15 protein-coding genes are annotated in these 18342 nt (G+C 50.3%); 5 read left to right on the top strand and 10 right to left on the bottom strand.

Annotation, left to right across the window (positions count from 1 at the left end):
• Positions 1-733: 733 nt before the first annotated feature.
• Positions 734-2017 (bottom strand): erythromycin esterase family protein, encoded by a 1284-nt coding sequence (locus GU926_RS16190; protein ID WP_160693699.1) that lies wholly within the window; start codon positions 2015-2017, stop codon positions 734-736.
• Positions 2018-2125: 108 nt separating this feature from the next.
• Positions 2126-2866 carry a DUF4197 domain-containing protein gene (locus tag GU926_RS16185; RefSeq protein ID WP_160693697.1) on the bottom strand — a complete coding sequence of 247 codons (741 nt, stop codon included), beginning with the start codon at positions 2864-2866 and terminating at the stop codon, positions 2126-2128.
• Between the two features lie 68 nt (positions 2867-2934).
• On the opposite strand from GU926_RS16185, the gene GU926_RS16180 reads away from it, so the two are divergent.
• The 3 genes from GU926_RS16180 (at position 2935) to GU926_RS16170 (ending at position 6478) form a co-directional block, all read left to right on the top strand.
• The gene (locus GU926_RS16180) at positions 2935-4197 is read left to right on the top strand and encodes a competence/damage-inducible protein A (protein ID WP_160693695.1); all 1263 of its coding nucleotides are present in this window, start codon (positions 2935-2937) and stop codon (positions 4195-4197) included.
• A 201-nt stretch (positions 4198-4398) separates the two neighbouring features.
• The gene (locus GU926_RS16175) at positions 4399-5763 is read left to right on the top strand and encodes a dihydrolipoamide acetyltransferase family protein (RefSeq protein ID WP_160693693.1); all 1365 of its coding nucleotides are present in this window, start codon (positions 4399-4401) and stop codon (positions 5761-5763) included.
• 169 nt (positions 5764-5932) lie between these two features.
• Positions 5933-6478: a hypothetical protein gene (locus tag GU926_RS16170; protein WP_160693691.1), complete on the top strand. Its 546-nt coding sequence runs from the start codon at positions 5933-5935 to the stop codon at positions 6476-6478.
• A gap of 383 nt (positions 6479-6861) precedes the next feature.
• Here the strand turns inward: GU926_RS16170 and GU926_RS16165 are convergent, their stop codons facing one another.
• Together GU926_RS16165 and GU926_RS16160 are read right to left on the bottom strand one after the other, a co-directional pair.
• On the bottom strand, positions 6862-9498 hold the full coding sequence (locus GU926_RS16165; RefSeq protein ID WP_160693689.1) for a valine--tRNA ligase: 2637 nt from the start codon (positions 9496-9498) through the stop codon (positions 6862-6864).
• Between the two features lie 250 nt (positions 9499-9748).
• Positions 9749-10099 carry a 4Fe-4S binding protein gene (locus tag GU926_RS16160; RefSeq protein WP_066508922.1) on the bottom strand — a complete coding sequence of 117 codons (351 nt, stop codon included), beginning with the start codon at positions 10097-10099 and terminating at the stop codon, positions 9749-9751.
• 127 nt (positions 10100-10226) lie between these two features.
• On the opposite strand from GU926_RS16160, the gene GU926_RS16155 reads away from it, so the two are divergent.
• Both GU926_RS16155 and GU926_RS16150 read left to right on the top strand, forming a co-directional pair.
• Positions 10227-11240 (top strand): acyl-CoA reductase, encoded by a 1014-nt coding sequence (locus tag GU926_RS16155; protein WP_317165580.1) that lies wholly within the window; start codon positions 10227-10229, stop codon positions 11238-11240.
• Positions 11241-11412: 172 nt separating this feature from the next.
• On the top strand, positions 11413-11712 hold the full coding sequence (locus GU926_RS16150) for a hypothetical protein (RefSeq protein WP_160693687.1): 300 nt from the start codon (positions 11413-11415) through the stop codon (positions 11710-11712).
• Between the two features lie 218 nt (positions 11713-11930).
• On the opposite strand, the gene GU926_RS16145 is transcribed toward GU926_RS16150, so the two are convergent.
• From GU926_RS16145 to pyrF, 6 genes are all read right to left on the bottom strand, one after another.
• Complete coding sequence (locus GU926_RS16145; protein ID WP_160693685.1) at positions 11931-12794, bottom strand: nucleoside phosphorylase; 864 nt, start codon at positions 12792-12794, stop codon at positions 11931-11933.
• Between the two features lie 125 nt (positions 12795-12919).
• Positions 12920-13888 (bottom strand): oxygen-dependent tRNA uridine(34) hydroxylase TrhO, encoded by a 969-nt coding sequence (gene trhO, locus GU926_RS16140; RefSeq protein ID WP_160693683.1) that lies wholly within the window; start codon positions 13886-13888, stop codon positions 12920-12922.
• Between the two features lie 222 nt (positions 13889-14110).
• Entirely contained in the window at positions 14111-14743 is a 633-nt protein-coding gene (locus GU926_RS16135; protein ID WP_160693681.1) for a NeuD/PglB/VioB family sugar acetyltransferase, read from the bottom strand.
• 43 nt (positions 14744-14786) lie between these two features.
• Entirely contained in the window at positions 14787-16073 is a 1287-nt protein-coding gene (locus GU926_RS16130; RefSeq protein WP_160693679.1) for a hypothetical protein, read from the bottom strand.
• Positions 16073-17368: a DUF2851 family protein gene (locus tag GU926_RS16125; RefSeq protein ID WP_160693677.1), complete on the bottom strand. Its 1296-nt coding sequence runs from the start codon at positions 17366-17368 to the stop codon at positions 16073-16075. Before GU926_RS16125 ends, GU926_RS16130 begins: the two co-directional genes overlap by 1 nt.
• Before the next feature lie 105 nt (positions 17369-17473).
• A complete protein-coding gene (gene pyrF, locus GU926_RS16120; RefSeq protein ID WP_160693675.1) occupies positions 17474-18304 on the bottom strand; it encodes an orotidine-5'-phosphate decarboxylase in 831 nt (276 codons plus the stop codon).
• Positions 18305-18342 lie beyond the last annotated feature (38 nt).

Below are 18342 nucleotides of genomic sequence, written 5' to 3'. Positions count from 1 at the left end.
TTCCAGAAAACAGCCCAAAAACGCATTTCTTGTTTACCCGCGCCAGCGGATGCAGGCATTGCAACGACTCACCTAGCAACCCGCCTACCCTTGACCGAGGGAAAAGAGACTGGTCAGTTTAAGTCTCTTTGCCCGAGGGAGAAAGCAACAGCCTGTCATGTGGCAGTAGCGTAAGTCAGCCATGAAACAGATTACTATAGCCAGGTGCACACTCCGAAGAAAAGCTGTCTGAGCGGCAGCGAGTTTCTTTTCTTCTTGATTCTTTTGGTTACTTTTCTCATCAAGGAGAAAAGTGACAAACCTGAGCAGAAAGTAATTGAGGAAGAGACTTGGGAAAAGTTGTTGGGAATCAGAAGAGGAAATTATTATCTGCTTGTGTAAACACCCCTCTACTGAGCTGCCGATCGCTGCCTTAAACTCGCGTTTGGGTAATCCTCAAGGGGAGAATCCGCGGTGAGAAATGGTCTTTGACTCAGAACCCTAGACTCAGGACTTGTATGTTATCACCTACTCCCTTTATGTGGCGACAGTACAATTGAGAGGAAGTCCTAGTCGTTGGTGAGAACACCAACAACGGCGGATAGGGCGAACGGGACGATGAAAACATAAAAGTTGATTGGAATCAGAATTCGTTTTTGGCCTGATTTCCAGAAAATAAGCCAAAAACGAAATTCACAAAACGAAGAAGCCCATGCAAGTGCACAGGCTTCTCTTTTTAAGGTATCGTGAGTAGCTATTCATTAGCCGGATATAACTCTGGTGGCTCTTTTTCCTTGGTCTTCACAATAAACGGACGCAAGGCTTCGCTTTCATCTATGTACAGGAAAGCATCATAGCGTTCTGGGATGATGGTAGGCACGTAATTCCCGAGGGCTTCATGATTGGGGTTATACACTACGCCGATGGCTCGGTGGCCTATCTGCTGCCGGGCCTCCGGGATCTCCCTTAGTTCATGGGAGAACAACAGTTTATTGGCGGGGCTGAGGGTGTGAAGCCAGTGCTCCCACGTGTCTTGCGGGGCGGGCGGTACTTCCATCTTCTGCATGGGCGCCCCCCAGGCACTGCCGGCAATCACAGAGCCTTCATAAGAGCCAAATCCAACCAAGTACACATTCTCATTGCCATGTTGCTCACGGGCCAACTGACCAATGTTCACCATGCCAGCGCGGGCCATGTCAGTGAAGCGGGCATCGCCTATGTGGGTATTATGCTCCCAAATAATGACTTTAGAATCTGGGCCATGGAATTCCAGCAGGCGGTTGAGGGTTTCCATCATGTGCTCATCGCGCACGTTCCAAGAGCTTCCGCCGCCTCTAATCATAGCCTTGTAATACCGCTCAGCATTGACGGCCACCAAAGCGTTCTGCTCGGCGTCAAAAATTGCCTCGGGGTTGCTAGGGTCATCTGCTTCGTGCTTGCCCAGCTCTTGGAGCATGGAGAGTACTTCCTCTTCACAGTCTTCTGAAACGTAGGCCACGGCACGGGCATATTCCTGCGGGTCTGAGCTATAGGGCTCAAAGCACTTGAAGGCTTCTTTGGCGGCTTTCACGGCCTGGCCGTCCTTATGCTTCTCCAGGTACTTCATGATACGCTGAAGAGAATCCCAGAGGCTGTACACATCCAGGCCATAAAAACCTACAGGAAGCGAGTTAGGCCGGTCATTGTGCTCTTTGAGCCATTCTACTAAGGCTGCTACTTCCCAGTTGCCCCACATCCAGGTAGGCCAGCGGTTGAAGTGCTTGAGAATATCAGACACTTTGGTGCCCGGCTTACAAAGACCTTTGATAAATTTATTGATTTGGAAGCAGTCGGGCCAGTCGCCTTCTACGGCTATGAACGTGAAGCCTTTCTCTTCTATTAAGCGTTTGGAGATGGCGGTGCGCCAGGAATAATAATCAGAGGTGCCATGCGATGCTTCGCCCAACATCACTATGCGGGAATCACCGATGTCTTCAATAAGGGAGTCTAAATCTGCTTTGTTTTCCAGCCGATGATATGGCAGTTTGGTATATGTCATGAGTTGTAAGCAAGTGAAGTCTTGCCTTTTACCCATACACACCCAAAAAAGGTTACCCGTTTTTAATCTATTTTCGAAAAAATAGGCTAAAAACGGGTAAAGTATTTCTTATCCCTTGCTTCCGAACACTCTGCGCAACAGCTCAGTAGTTCTGGCAATTGGGTTTTCTCTGATGTTAGCCTCCTCTTGTGCTACCAGAATAAACAGTCCGTCAATGGCCTTTTGCGTGGCATAAGACTCTAAATCTGGGTTGGCTTTCTGCACCATAGGAATCTTGTTATACCTGTTCACCAGGTCTGTGTAATACCGCGTGGCATTCACTTTGTCCAAAGAGTTCTTGATGACCGGTCTGAACGCCTGCGTCAACTGCGACGTAGTGGTTCTCTTCAAGAATTGAGTGGCTGCGTCTTGCTCCCCACGCAAAATATTCCAGACATCTGAGAAGGTCAGTTGCTTGATGGCACTGATAAAAATAGGAACTGCACTTTTGGCGGCGTCTTCGGCACCCCGGTTCAAGGTCATGACAAATTTGTCCACTTCAGAGCCCAGGCCAATGCTGCGCAAAGTTTTCTCTACGCGCTGTACGTCTGCCGGAAAAGGAATTCTGATAAGGCTGTTTTTATAAAACCCATCGGTCTGCGATGCTTGGTTGGCACCTTTGGTAATACCTTGAGACAAGGCTTCGCGCAAGCCCATGGCTACTTCATTCTGCGTCAAAGGACCGCCGCGGCCGGTTTGCGTGGCAATGGCACCGTCTACTGCCTGCTGTATCTGACTGGCCGTGCAAGAGGTTAACCCTAAAAATAGTAAGGCTCCAAAAACAAAAGGGGACGTAGTTAATTTCTTCATCTGAGCGTACATGATTACATTTGATATAACGTAGGTAAAACTCGTTACGCACAAATCAAGCCAAAGAAATGAAACAGGAGGTATCGGCAGAAATTATCACCATAGGCGATGAACTGCTGTACGGGCAAGTGGTGGACACCAACTCTGCCTGGATGGGAGAAGAACTAGGGAAAATTGGAATCAAGGTAAAGCAAATCACCTCCATTTCTGACAGCCCGGACGCGATAGAAGAAGCTTTGGACATCGCCAAAACACGGGCTCAGGTTATTCTGATGACCGGTGGTTTGGGCCCTACCAAAGACGACTTGACCAAGCATACGCTCACCAAGTATTTCAAGACGCACCTGCAACTACACCAACCGTCACTGGACAACGTGGTGGCTATTTTCAAGAAATACAACCGCCCACTCACGGTCACCAACCAACAACAGGCCTATTTACCAGCCACCTGTACCCCTATTTTAAACACATTGGGTACTGCCCCAGGCATGCTGTTTGAAGAAAATGAGCACATTATTGTCTCCATGCCCGGCGTACCGTTTGAGATGAAAGGCATGATGACCAATGACATTTTGCCATATCTGCAAGCCCATTTCCAGCTCCCCGAAATCAACCACAAGGTCATCCAGACTATTGGCTTGGGCGAGTCTTTTTTGGCAGACACCATCTCAGATTGGGAAGACAACCTGCCCACCAATCTAAAGCTGGCCTATTTACCCAATCTGTCTGGCGTGAGGTTACGCTTGACGGGCGTGTATAATGGCATTGATGATTTAGAAGACCAGATGATGCGCGAAGTAGGTAAACTAAGCGACCTCATCCCTGAATATATCTTTGGGTACGGCGAGATTTCTTTAGAAGAAACCGTAGGCATGCTCTTGAACGGCCGCAACTACACCATTTCTACCGCAGAGAGCTGTACCGGCGGTCTCATTGGCCATAAACTGACCAGCGTGCCTGGTAGCTCCATGTATTACAAGGGCGGCATCATTGCCTATGACAACTATGTGAAAATAAATGAGCTGGGCGTAGAACAGGACATTCTGGACAAATACGGCGCAGTAAGCGGCGAGGTAGTGCGCCAGATGGCCGAGGGCGTGCGCCGTAAGATGGGCACCGACGTGGGCATTGCCACCAGCGGAATAGCCGGTCCAGGCGGCGGAACGCCAGACAAACCGGTGGGCACTATCTGGATTGCATACTCAGATGCCACACAAACCATCGCCAAAAAGCTCAATTATAACAAGTCTCGCCTGCTCAACATTGAGTACACGGCCTTGCAGGCCTTGAACCTCATTCGGCAAAGTTTGCCCGGCCCGGTTGAGGAATAGGTAAAAAACTCTAAATTTGCCTAACAAGCGTTAGAGAGAATACAGTAAAAAGGTAGCAGTTATCAGTAATCAGTTATCATTCAACTCTTTACAGACAGAACACTACAGACAATGCCTTGCTGTGTTTTGCCCCTAGCGTATCCCATTACTGCTTACTGTTTATTATTTACTAATAACTGTTAACTGAATTAAACTGATAATATGGCCCTTGTAGAAATGGTGATGCCCAAAATGGGCGAGAGTATCATGGAAGGCACTGTCTTGAAATGGTTGAAGCAAGTAGGCGACACCATTGAGCAGGATGAGTCTGTACTGGAAGTAGCCACTGACAAAGTGGACACTGAGGTACCAGCCATCCAAGGCGGTGTGTTGAAAGAAATTCTGGTGCAGGAAGGCCAGGTAGTAGCCGTAGGCGCTCCTATTGCCATCATTAGCACCGGCGGAGATGATACTCCTTATGCTTCTACCCCAGCGGCCCAAGCGGCTCCGGCCACCCAACCTACCACGCAACCGGCGGCTCACCCAGCCGAGGCTCCTCAGGCTTCTGCCCAGGTGTCTCAGCGTTTAGAGCAACCAGCCTCGGGGCGTTTCTACTCTCCGTTGGTGATGAACATTGCCCGCGAGGAAGGCATCTCTATGCAGGAACTGGAGTACATCCCAGGTACTGGCAAAGAAGGCCGTGTGTCTAAGAAAGATATTTTGGAGTATGTGGCCAACCGTCAGAGCGGCGCTCCGGCGGCTTCTGCCCCAGCTCCGCAACCAGTTGCCCAACCAGCCTCCGCTCCTGCTCCACAGCCAGCGGCACCAGCTCCAGCGGCGGTTTCTGCTCCTTCTGCCCCGGCGCAGAGCTATAGCGGCAACGTAGAGATTATTGAGATGGACCGCATGCGCAAGATGATTTCTCAGCGCATGGTGGACAGCAAACGCATCTCTCCGCACGTGACTTCTTTTGTAGAGGCAGACGTGACCAACATTGTGAACTGGAGAAACAAGATGAAGGACGCGTACAAAAAGCGCGAAGGCGAGAACCTGACCTTCACCCCTATCTTCATTGAAGCTATCGTGAAAGCCATCAAAGACTTCCCGATGATCAATGTAAGCGTAGACGGCGACAGAATCATTAAAAAGCGCGACATCAACATTGGCGTAGCTGTGGCCTTGCCTTCTGGCAACTTGATTGTACCGGTTATCCATAACGCAGATCAGCTGAACCTGAACGGCATCTCTAAAAAGCTGAATGACCTGGCCAACCGCGCCCGCATCAATAAGCTGACCGCCGCCGACCTAGCAGACCCAACCTACACCGTTTCCAACGTAGGCTCATTTGGGAATGTGATGGGTACGCCTATTATCATGCAACCGCAGGTGGCCATCATGGCCGTGGGCGCCATTAAGAAGAAGCCTGCCGTCATTGAGACGCCAGAAGGTGACTTGATAGGCATTCGTCAGTTCATGTTCCTATCGCACTCCTATGACCACCGTGTAGTGGACGGTTCTTTGGGCGGTATGTTTGTGCGCCGTGTGGCAGACTACCTAGAAGCATTTGACCCGAACACTGCTATTTAATTAGAAGATATACTTTTGCAAAAAGCCTTTCCCACCTGGGAGAGGCTTTTTTATGCCCTCGTTTTCAGGCTATTTTATAAGAAATAGCCTGAAAACGAAAAGATAGAACCCGCAAGCCCAGAATATAGTAAAAGCTGTATCTTGCTGATGCAGGTCTACATCTACTACTATGAAAAACACCTTATTTTTAATCTTCCTGGCCTTCGTACTGTTTCTGGCCATCTACTTTTATTGGGGCCAAAGCCAGGCCGAAAGCCAATTAGCCAGCGCCAACAACAAAATCACCAGCCTGGAACAGCAACTGCAACGCTATACCCGTTCTTCGCCACCCGTGCAAAATCCTGCGCCTAAAGACACCAGTACAGCAATTAATCCAAGTACACAGGAAGAAGACATCGTGACGCCTCCGCCTTCCACCAGTTTTGAGGACGAGTTAGGCACTTTGAGCGCCGGAGACATTCAACGCCTGCAACGCAAAGGCCTTAAAAACCCAGAGGCTGATTTGATGAACGACTTGATGCGCCGCCAGAAAACCATCCTCAACGCCACCGGCTCCATGGGCGGGACCATGGCCATCCGGGACATCCGCATTTTGAACGACCGCTACGCCATGGCCTATTTTGAAGACGGCCACAACGGCGGCCATATGCTGTTAAAATACGCCGTGGCTGATGATACCATCACCTGGACCAGGTTGGATTCTTATAAACTGTAATACATTGTGATGATTCGTTTTTGGCTTGTTTTCTAGAAAACAGGCCAAAATGCTAAGGTCGCTCAATGCCAACAACTTCTGCCAAGCGCAGATTCTCCCCTTGAGGGGAGCGCAGAGGGGTGTCTGCATCTGCTGGTAATAGCTTTGGCAATTGGAGAATTCAATTTTTACGATTAGAGCTACTTATATAATACTCAGGATGACCACTAGCAAAAGCAATATGTGCTCTCCTGTGTAAACACCCCTCTGCGCTCCCCTCAAGGGGAGAATCTGCACTTGGCAAGGGCATTTACAAGAATGACATTTTAAAGCGATTGACCCTCAAAAACAAAAGCGGTTACCCTTTACAGAGTAACCGCTTTTTTATAGCACTTTTCTAGAAATTACTCTAAAGGCAAGGCCGACAGGCTTTGCTCTAAAGCCGCGATCTTCGCTTCGGCGTCAGCTTGCTTTTTACGTTCTGCATTGATAACCGCGTCTGGGGCACCGGCCACAAAGCGCTCATTGCTCAGCTTTTTATCCACTGACGCTAAGAAGCCTTTGGTATAGTCCAGTTCCTTCAAGATGCGCTCGCGTTCAGCGGCGGCGTCAATGGTGCCTTCCATCGGAATGAAGAACTCAGAGCTGTCCACCACAAAAGACAAGGCGCTGTCTAGAGGCTGTTCGGTCTCCTGGATTTCGCTTAAGTTGGCTAGTTTGCTTACCAAGACTTCATAGCCAGCAATCGCGTTTTTGCCTTCGTTCAACCGCACGTGCAAGGCCAGTTTCTTGGCCGGCGACAGGTTCTTGCTGTTGCGCAGGTTCCTGATTTGGCCAACCACATTTAGGACGTATTCCATGTTGCGCAGGATGTCGGCGTCTACGCGGCCTTGTGCTGGCCAAGGCGCTACTACTAGACAGTCCTTAGGCGCGCGCTCTGCCATGGAGTTCCAGATTTCCTCGGTGATGAACGGCATAAACGGATGCAACACCTTCATGAGTTTTTCCAGGAACTCATTGGTGGCCTGCAAGGTACCGGCGTCAATAGGTGACCCGAAGGCTGGTTTAATCATCTCCAGGTAAGACGAGCAGAAATCATCCCACACCAGTTTGTACACCGTGAGCAAGGCATCAGAGATTCTGAACTTCTCAAAATGGTCTTCCAGAATGTTGAGAGACTCATTGAACTTAGAGTCAAACCACTTGATGGCCTTCTCATTCGGGTTAGGCAAAGAAGCATCTACATCCCAGCCGTTAATAAGACGGAACGCGTTCCAGATTTTGTTGCTGAAGTTACGCCCCTGCTCGCACAATTTCTCGTCAAACAACAGGTCATTCCCGGCTGGGGAGCTGAACAACATACCCGCACGCACGCCATCGGCGCCGTACTGCTCAATCAATACCAACGGGTCTGGCGAGTTGCCCAGTGACTTAGACATTTTACGGCCCTGTGCATCACGCACAATACCGGTCAGGTATACGTTCTTGAACGGCAATTCCTTTCTGAACTCATAACCGGCCATAATCATACGCGCTACCCAGAAGAACAGAATCTCAGGGGCAGTTACCAGGTCATTGGTTGGGTAATAATACAGGATATCCTCGTTGTCTGGGTCTTTGAAACCGTCAAACACAGAGATAGGCCATAACCACGAAGAGAACCAGGTATCCAACACATCCTCGTCCTGACGAAGGTCAGATAGCTGAAGGCTGGCATCACCGCTTTGCTCCTGTGCCAGGCGTAAGGCTTCTTCTGGCGTAGTGGCTACTACAAAGGTTCCGTTAGGCAGGTAATACGCCGGAATCTGCTGACCCCACCATAACTGACGCGAAATACACCAGTCGCGCACGTTTTCCATCCAGGAACGGTACATGTTCTTGAACTTGGGCGGGTGCAACTTGATGTTGTCGTTCATCACGTTCTCCAGCGCAGGCTTGGCCATCTCCTCCATTTTGCACCACCACTGCATAGACAGCTTGGGTTCAATGACGGCGTCTGTGCGCTCAGAAAACCCGACGTTGGTTACAGAATCCTCTACCTTCTCTAGCAAGCCTTTGGCCTCTAGTTCTTTCGTGATTTTCTTACGCACCACAAAACGGTCTTCGCCTACGTACAGGCCAGCGCGCTCATGGATGGTACCGTTGTCATTCAAGACGTCAATGCTAGGCAGGTTGTGCTTCACGCCCAGTTCATAGTCATTGATGTCATGGGCAGGCGTCACTTTCAATACCCCCGTCCCGAACTCAATGTCCACGTACTCATCAAAAATGATGGGAATGGCGCGGTTTACCAACGGAATGATGGCTTTCTTGCCTTCCAGATGCTGATAGCGCGGGTCTTGCGGGTGCACGCAGATGGCCACATCGCCCATGATTGTCTCAGGGCGTTTGGTCGCCACGGTTAATACCTCGTCAGAGCCTTCAATGGCATAGTGCAAATAGTACAGCTTACCATTTACCTGCTTGAAGTTTACCTCCTCGTCAGACAGCGCGGTTAAGCCTTGTGGGTCCCAGTTGACCATGCGCACACCGCGGTAGATGAGGCCTTTGCGGTACAGGTCCACAAACACTTCAATCACGGCCGCGGTCAGGTCGGGCTCCATGGTGAAACGGGTACGGTCCCAGTCACAAGAGGCGCCCAGTTTCTTCAACTGCTCCAGAATGATACCGCCGTACTTCTCTTTCCACTCAAAAGCGTACTTCAAGAATTCCTCACGGCTGATGTCTTTCTTCTCGATGCCTTTTTCCTTGAGCATGTTCACCACCCGGGCCTCAGTAGCGATGGACGCATGGTCGGTGCCCGGCACCCAGCATGCCTCTTTGCCTTGCATACGCGCTCTACGCACCAAAATATCCTGGATGGTATTGTTGAGCATGTGGCCCATGTGCAAGACACCCGTCACGTTGGGCGGCGGAATCACCACGGTGTAAGGCTCCTTTTTAGGATTGGGCTTAGATTTGAAGAAACCGCGCTCCAGCCAGGTGGCGTACCACTTGTCCTCTACTTCTTTGGGGTTATATGTTTTTGGGATAGACGTCATTGGTAATGTGCTAATGTTTTAATGTGCTGATGTGCTAATTCAATAGACACCACCTCATTTACGTGAATCTGCAAAAATAACAAATTAGAAGACTTTAGCCGTCTGTCTGGAGCAGTTAGATGGCTTTGTTCTGTTCACCTATAAAATATCGCTTCGTTTTTGGCCTCTTTTCTTGAAAAGAGGCCAAAAACGAGCAGGCAACAAAAAACCCGCGCGGGGCGGGTTCTCTGATATTTCTATAGACAAAAGCTTAGCTGGCGGCGTGTAGCCATTCTTTTTTGGCTAGTAGGTCTTCTTCGCTCTCGCGGTAGTCTGGGTCATCTACACAGCAGTCTACCGGGCAAACCGCGGCGCACTGGGGCTCCTCATGGAAACCACAGCACTCGGTGCATTTGTCAGAGACAATGTAGTAGAATTCGTCTGAGATGGGCGGTTGCGGGGCTTTGCCGTCAATGGTTTCTCCGCCGTCTATCTCCACTTGGGTTAGAGAGGTACCGTCTCCCCAGGTCCACTGCGCGCCACCTTCATAGATAGCAGTGTTAGGGCACTCCGGCTCACATGCGCCGCAGTTGATACACTCATCCGTAATCATTATAGCCATAATCGTATCTCCTGTTTCTTTTTAGTAATTTTGCACCGGCTTCTACGGCACGCCATACTATGCGCAAAAGTAATACTTAGCGCCCATTGTATCAAACGTTTCTCACGCACCCGCTGTTCCCCTTTATATGATGACTTTAGAAAATAGACTTTCTGCCTTTGTAGCCTTAGGAGATTACCTTCGCGCACTCACAGAAGAGGAACTAGAATACCTGGCCCGAAGAACCGGGCAGTTCAATAACTTCTTTGACTTGCCAAATGTTTCATCGGCCTTGGACGGAATTGCGCACATGCTACAGCGTGAACCACTGGAGAAATGGGTTGCCAACTATGACTTCAGCCACATAATGCCTAAGAAAGTGGGCGTAGTGATGGCCGGCAACATTCCGGCGGTGGGTTTCCATGACGCGCTTTGCATTCTCTTGTCTGGCCATATTCTGCAAGCCAAACTGAGCTCAGATGACCCTTTTTTGGTGAAGCACTTGTTAGACAAGCTGACGGAACTAGAAGACCGCTTCGGGGCGCAGATTCAGTATGTGGACATGCTCAAGGAGTCTGACGCCATCATTGCTACCGGCTCTGACAACACGGCCCGCTACTTTGAATACTACTTCGCCAAGCGACCGCACATCATTAGAAAGAACCGCACCAGCGTGGCCGTTTTAACCGGCGAGGAAACCCAGGAGGAACTGGCTTCTTTAGGTGATGACATCTTGCGCTATTATGGCTTAGGTTGCCGAAATGTAGCCAAGGCTTACGTACCCGAAGGATATGATTTCACCCCCTTCTTTGAGGCGATGGAGTACAAGAAAGACGTGGTAGATCACCACAAGTACCGCAACAACTATGACTACAACAAGTCCATTCTTTTGGTGAACCGCGTGGAGCATCTGGACAATGGCTTTTTAATGGTCACGGAGAGCAAGAACCTGGTCTCTCCTATCTCGGTACTCTTTTATGAAACTTATAAAGACTCTGAGGATTTAAAAGCGAAGCTGACCGAGGTGCAGGACAAGTTGCAGTGCGTGGTGTCTAAGGAAGGCGCCTGGAAGAACAGTTTCTCCTTCGGGCAGGCGCAGTGCCCCAGCGTGACTGACTATGCAGACGGCGTAGACACCATGGCGTTTCTAGCGAAGCTATAGGTCGTTTTTGGCTTATTTTCCAGAAAACAGGTCAAAAACGCCAAACGGTTCCCTTCTCAGAAACAGCAGAATTCCACCTGACCTCGTATACAATTATTGTTTACGCAATCGTTTGCTTTTATACTGAATAATGCATTCATTGCCTACAGACAAACAGTAATTCTGAGTGATTATGGAAAAGACAGCTCCACATTTCCCGCTCATTGAGAAGGAAACAATTCCTGAACTCCAGTTTGGCCAAGAAGACGTATGGCCTAATAAAGAAGCACAAAAACGCCGCTTGCATGATCTGGAACGCGCCAGCAGATTGGGCAACGGGTACCAGGGCAAGGTAGAGGTTACCTTCCAGATAGCGGGCGGCGACATAAAACGCGTGCAAACCACCATCTGGCAGGTAGACCAAGAATTTGTGACCCTTAAATCTGGAGTGACGCTCCCGCTGCGGTCTGTACTGGGCGTTGAGTTCTTCTAATTGAATTAAGAAATAAGGAATTCTTGGTTGAGAGGTACGGGAGTGCTTGCAGCTCCCTGCTTGGTCCTTAGAGTAAATTAGTATCAAGACATATTAAAACGATGAGGCCCGCTTTATAAGTAAAGCGGGCCTCATCGTTTTTAGCCTTTTTTGACCGAAACAAGCCAAAAACGCAAACCAGTCTTATGGCTGGAGTCTCACATCTGGTGGCTTACAATTTAAATTCTGTCCAGTACTTTAATGATCAGGTCATCAATCACCTGTTCTGCGTTATCTGCGAACGTATTGCTGATGCGATTGGCTACAATGGCGTTCAGAGACAGCACTTCATGGCCCAGCAATCTGCCCAAGGAATAAATACCCGCGGTCTCCATCTCAAAGTTGGTAAACTGCACGTTCTCGTACTGGAACGCGCTCAGCTTTTGAATAAGGTCCTGCACCTTGGGTTGTAGCCTTAACTGACGGCCCTGCGGCCCGTAGAAGCCCGGACAGGTGAACGTGTGGCCGTGCACCATGTCAAACGCTATCTGCTCCCGCAACAAGTCTGAGCCTTTGACGCAGTACGGCAAAAACCCGATGCCCAGCGCCAACTGTAACTGCACCGCAATCTCAGTTTCATACCCGGTTTCTACCAGTGGGTAAAACTGCATGAGCGTGTCCAGGCCCACCGCGTATTCTGTGGCTAAATGGCTGCCCAGGGGCACGTCTTGCTGCAAGGCGCCCGAGGTGCCAATGCGTACAATCTTCAGGGAGATGTGGTCTTCTGGGGCAACGGACTCCCGGCTCACAAAGTCAATGTTCACCAGCGCGTCCAGCTCATTGAACACAATGTCAATGTTGTCTGTGCCTATGCCCGTAGAAACCACTGAGATGCGCTTGCCTTTGTAGTAGCCGGTGTGGGTGACAAATTCGCGCTTGGCCACCTGCACTTCAAGGGAGTCAAAATGCTGGCTTACCTTGGCCACGCGGTCCTGGTCGCCCACGGTGATGATGGTATCAGAGATTTGCTCGGGTAGCAGGTTGAGGTGGTAGATGCTGCCGTCGGCGTTAAAGATCAGTTCAGACTCCGGAATGCGGGCCATAGGTTCATAGTTTTAGGTAGTACATGTAGAAGCAAGGACTTCTTGCCCCAAGGTAAAGAAAAAAGCGCCTACAAGATTGCCCAGGGGCAACATGCGGCGCTTTCTCTCTATAAAAAATTTATCGCTTACACGGCCTTGGCTTGCTCCGTCTTGCGGCGGTTTAAGCCTTTGTACGGGTTGTACCCGTTGGTGTTTTTCTGATAGTAACCGGTGCCGTCATACGGGCGTTTTTCTGGATGTTCCTGGCAGGTGGTAGAGCAGGCACCGTCCATTTTAGTGCCGCAGGCCTCACAGATGGGCACGTGCAGATTGCAATGCGGGTTGGCGCAGTTCACCATTCTGGCCGAAGGCGTCGCGCACACATGGCATTTAGAAATCACCACTGGATTGACGGTGTTCACATCTACGGCCACGCGATTGTCAAAGACGTAGCATTTGCCTTCAAAGTCTTCACCACCGGCTTCCATGCCGTATTTGATGATGCCCCCGTGCAGCTGGTACACGTTCTCAAAACCTTTCTCCAGCAAGAAGGCGCTGGCTTTCTCGCATTTGATGCCGCCGGTGCAGTACGTCAGGATTTTCTTGCCTTCGTACTTTTCCTTCAGCTCATCCAGCTTCTCTGGAAACTCCCGAAAATTCTCAATGTCCAGCGTCACGGCGTTCTTGAACTTGCCCATGCTGTGCTCATAGTCTGAGCGCACATCCAGCACCACCACGTCTTCCTGGTCTTTCATGTCCCTGAACTCCTGCGGCGACAAATGCACGCCGGTACGCTCAGTTGGGTCAATGTTTCTGAGGCCCGCGTGCACGATTTCCGGTTTGTGGCGCACGTGCAGTTTGGTGAAGGCGTGTTCGTCGGCGAAGTCTACTTTAAAGTCCACACCTTCAAAGCGAGGATCTGCTTTTACGGCGGCCATGTAGGCTTCGCAGTCTTCCACCAGGCCAGAGACGGTGCCGTTCAAGCCCTCAGAAGCCACAATAATGCGGCCCAGCAGATTCAGTTTCAAACACAGCAGATGGTGCTCCTCCCGGAACAACTCTGGATCTTCAATCTTGGTGTAGTGGTAATAAAGAAGGATACTGTACTTTTTCATACGAGCTTAGTTTCAGACTAAGTGTAGTTAATGTGCTAATGAATTAATGTGCTGATGTGCTATTTTCTGGCAACACCTGCTTTTCTGTTTTTGTGCAAATTTACAGAAAACAGCCCAAAATCGGAAAATGACATAAATCAGTCTTGAGTCCAGAGTCGCGAGTCCTGAGTTAATTTAAAATGTCAGAAGTCTAAAATCTAATGTCTAGCGTCTAACTACTATTTAAACTGCTTTCGCGGGATTCCCGAAGACGGTTTGCTTGGCTGGCACGTCTGCCACTACTACGGCTCCGGCGCCCACGCGGGCGTTCTTGCCAATCTTCACGCCAGACACAATCACGGCGCCGGTTCCAATAAAGGCCCCTTCGGCCACGGTGACGCCGGCGTTGATGATGGCCCCAGCGCCCAGTTGCACATGATCCTCCAGCACGGCATTTGAATCTACCAAGGCTCTGGCACCAATCACGCAGCTGTCACCCACTTTGGCGTTGGGGTTGATGATGGCTCCGGCTTGCACCAGGTTGCCATGACCCAACCACGCGTGCTCAGAGACATAGCTAAATTTGTGAATGCCATTCACCGGAACCACTTTGTAGTCTTCCTTGAGCATGTTCACCAGGCTTTTGCGGGCGGCCATGTCCTCAGCGGCCACAAACACGTCGCACTTTTTGCCAATGAGTTTGAGGAAATTCTCGTCTTCAGTGTTGCCCATGACGGTGATTTCATTCACTTCTTGCTGTTGCAAGGCTACTTTGTCATCTAAAAAGCAATACACCACCACGTCATTACTCTGAAAAGTATCTAGTGCGGCAATGCCCAGTTCTTGGGCACCTAATATGATTACAGGATTCTGCATAGTCTCAAATTGAAATATTCACGCAAAAATACGCAAAGAAAAATTAAGCGCTTTTATCACGTTTGAACCCTGCCGGCCACCACCGCTGCCAGGGCACCCAGTAGATGACTACCGTCAGGAAAATAGCCAGCAGAGGAGCACGGTAACGGTTCAAAGAGCCCAGGTTGGGCGTGGGCAAAGCCACCAGCGCCGCACCCACCATAAAAAAGCAGAGCAATACCCACCAAAACGCAGGCATGGTCAGGAGTTTTTTGTTTCTGATTATCTCCATTGCGGCCAGCAAAAGCAAGACAAGTAGAATCAGGTTTTCTACCGCAATGAGTTTGTAAAAGAAGGGAGCCGGCTCCCAGATAAACGGTCTTACCAGCATCTGCCCTACGGCTTGGGGCGCATGCCAGAGAATGGACCCAAAAGAGGCATTCAAATCAGGGAAATATAGGTGAGGAACATTGGCCGAGGTCTTCGCGAGCAGATGATTGTAGTTGAGCATGACGTGAAACCCCAGGTCATCTGGCGTGAAAACGGATTGCATAAAATAAGCCGCCAATCCTCCTACCGCCATCAAACAAAACCACAGTCCCATCTTTTTACCCGCCGTGTTGAAAGCAGGAACTTGCTTGCTGGCTTTTTCCACTGCTAAGTAAGCGCCTATGAAGACAATAGCGGGTACGGCTAAATAGAACTTCGCTTTATAGAAGAGCCAACCTGCTGCGGCAAACAAGAACAGGTATTTGAGCATGGGTCTTAGCCTTGATGCAAAAAGAAGCTGGACGCTGGCTCCCAGAAGCAGCCCCATGGCGCCCATGACCAGACTGTCTTTGCTCACGCCGCTGCTCCAGAACACAATGGAAGGAAACAGCAGAAACGCCACCAAGGCTGGCATAGAAAATTCTGGAAAGCGCTTTTCTAGGCTCTGGAAAAAATACCAGCACCCCCAGAAACTGAACAGAGACAGATAGAGGCTGCTCATCCAGTAAGAATCATTGGTGAGCAGATACAGCGCACTCAGAATCTTGACCAGAAAGAAGGAGTTGGAGTCGGTTCTAAAGGTCAAGGTCCCAGCACCTGCCTGATCAAAAAACAAGAATTGGAGATAATCTTGAGCACTTTGAGTGGTTTGACCCAACACCCGCAGTGTGGTTTTATGGTATGCCCAGGTATCGCCGCCGCCTAGAAACTCCTGGTACACGTAGCCCAGAGCCAACCCAGCCAATAGCTTCAAGCCCAGCATACTCCAGAACACTTTGCCAAACCCGCGTCCGCCTTTAAAACGCCAAAGCAAAAACACCAGGAAGAGGAATAAGGGCAGATGGAGCCAGGATGCGTACATTAGCGGCGGTTCATATTTTGCTTAAGAAGGCGATGCCCTACCACGCAATGTAAGCATTTCTTGGGTTGGCAGTACCTTTGATAAAGGCTGATCAGGGCTTGGGAATCGGCGGCGGTGCCGTGCTGAAACTCCAGTTCTTTGTACAGCCTGGTGATTTTGTTGTTTTCTTTGGGCAGTTGTTCCAGCAAAGCAATGGCCTTGTCCTGGTAAATATAGTCACCGGTCCGCCGGCTAAAGGCAACCAGCAAGGGAGCCACTACATTGATTAAAAGGTTCTGCACGCTTTCTTCCCCTATTCTGGCAAACGTCTGCTTGCTCTTTTTGCCCGGCGCATAATGCTGTTGCCAATACTTAGGCGGCGTTTGCCGGAAGAAAACTTCATAAGCAGGCACCGTCTCACAAGTAATAAGATCAGACCAAAGATGTTCATGCGCCAGCAACACCGCCAACCACTGTCCCAACCTGATTCCCGGAAAATTGGCCGGCCGCAGCCGCAGCATGTTCCAGGCTTTGGCCGTCAGGGGCTCTTCTAAGGTATGCTTATGCCGAAGGTACTGGTATTCTTTGGCGAGGGCCGTGGCATAGGCATCCTGTGGGTTTACGTTTGCCAACAGACCTGCCTGCCCAAACACCATGGCCTCCAGTTGCCCGGGGCTTTTCTGGTACCGTTGCACCAGGGGCCACGGCAACACCTGCGTCAGCAGCAGAAACCCGTCTTGGTTTACTTTAAACCCGAAGCCCGCCGCCATGGTATGGTATACCGTACTCTCCCAGTTCTGCCTACTTTGCTCCATGCGCTCCAGCACCAATTCTGCCTTGAGTTGCAACCGTTCCAGCAAAGTCTTATCCAGCATGGAAGCTTTGTAGATGCTGTCTACTGCAAACGCCCGGGGTGCGCAGGGAATGACGGCCTGGCTCCAAAGCAGTTCCTGGTATTGGGCCTGCAGAGGTAGTTGCACACGGCCTTTCAATTCCAGCGTGGGCATGGGACTTCCCTCCTCCCGCAGCACTACTTCATCTTCTTCCCAGACCACATGCAATATCACCTGGTTGTATTTGGCGTCTTGCTGGTGATGGTGCCGGCGCCAGTCTGAAGAAGACAGGTGAATCTCTACGCTGCCTACCCACTCTGTATTGCCTATCTTGATTCTGGCATTGGAAAAATCCGGACCGGCATCTGAGCGGTTGTGAAAGCCAGGGTGCAAGACGGCCACTTCTTCCCCAGAGGTGGTGAGCAGCCGCTCCTTGTTGAAGTATTGGTGTTGCCAGAGGTAATGAAGAAAGTCTTCTTTCATGAAAACAGAAACAGCCTTACACAATTCATTTGCACATACGGCAGCAGAAGGTGAAAGGCTGTTCCCGTTTTTGGCTTGTTTTACAGAAAACAGCCCAAAAACGATTTATTGAGGCAGGTACTCGTTCAGGTATTTGTCCATTTCCTGTTGCACGGCTAGGGCAGCGGCGCGGGCTTTCTCGGCGAAGTCCTCTCCCTGCGAGGCATATATAATCTGCCTTGAAGAATTCACCAGCAGGCCGCAATGATTATTCATGCCGTATCTGGAGATTTCTTCCAGGCTTCCGCCTTGCGCACCTACGCCCGGCACCAGCAAGAAATGGTCTGGGGCAATCTCGCGCACGCGTTCAATATAATCGCAGCGGGTGGCGCCCACCACGTACATCAGGTTCTCAGGCGTCCCCCATTTCTGACTTTTGATCAACACTTTCTCGAACAGGAAATGCGCCTCTCCCTGCGTCACCACGTTGGAGAACTGAAAATCCTTGCTGCCTTCATTAGAGGTCAAGGCCAGCAGAATCACCCATTTGTCTTTGAACTGAAGAAAAGGCGTCACAGAATCTGCGCCCATGTACGGAGCCACCGTGATAGAGTCAAAGTTCATCCGCTCAAAGAAAGCGCGGGCATACAGTTCTGAGGTGTTTCCAATGTCGCCGCGCTTGGCATCTGCAATAGAGAATACGTCCTGTGGGATTGCCTCTAATGTCCTCTGCAGACTCACCCAGCCTTTGGGGCCGTGCGCCTCATAGAAGGCCACGTTGGGCTTGTACGCTACGCACAAATCTGCCGTGGCGTCAATGATCTGCCGGTTAAACTCAAAAATGGGGTCCTCGTGCTGCAGCAAGTGCTGGGGAATCTTTTTCAGGTCTGTGTCCAGGCCTATGCAGAGGTAGGAACGCTTGCGTTGAATCTGCTCAAAAAGCTGTTGTCTGGTCATGGTGCTGACGGTCAGTTGCGGTGCACAAATCTAAACCG

It is taken from the genome of Nibribacter ruber (genome assembly GCF_009913235.1).
Taxonomy (GTDB): domain Bacteria; phylum Bacteroidota; class Bacteroidia; order Cytophagales; family Hymenobacteraceae; genus Nibribacter; species Nibribacter ruber.
Note: the sequence above shows the minus strand (reverse complement) of the source record. Positions and strands in the feature narration are given on the sequence as shown.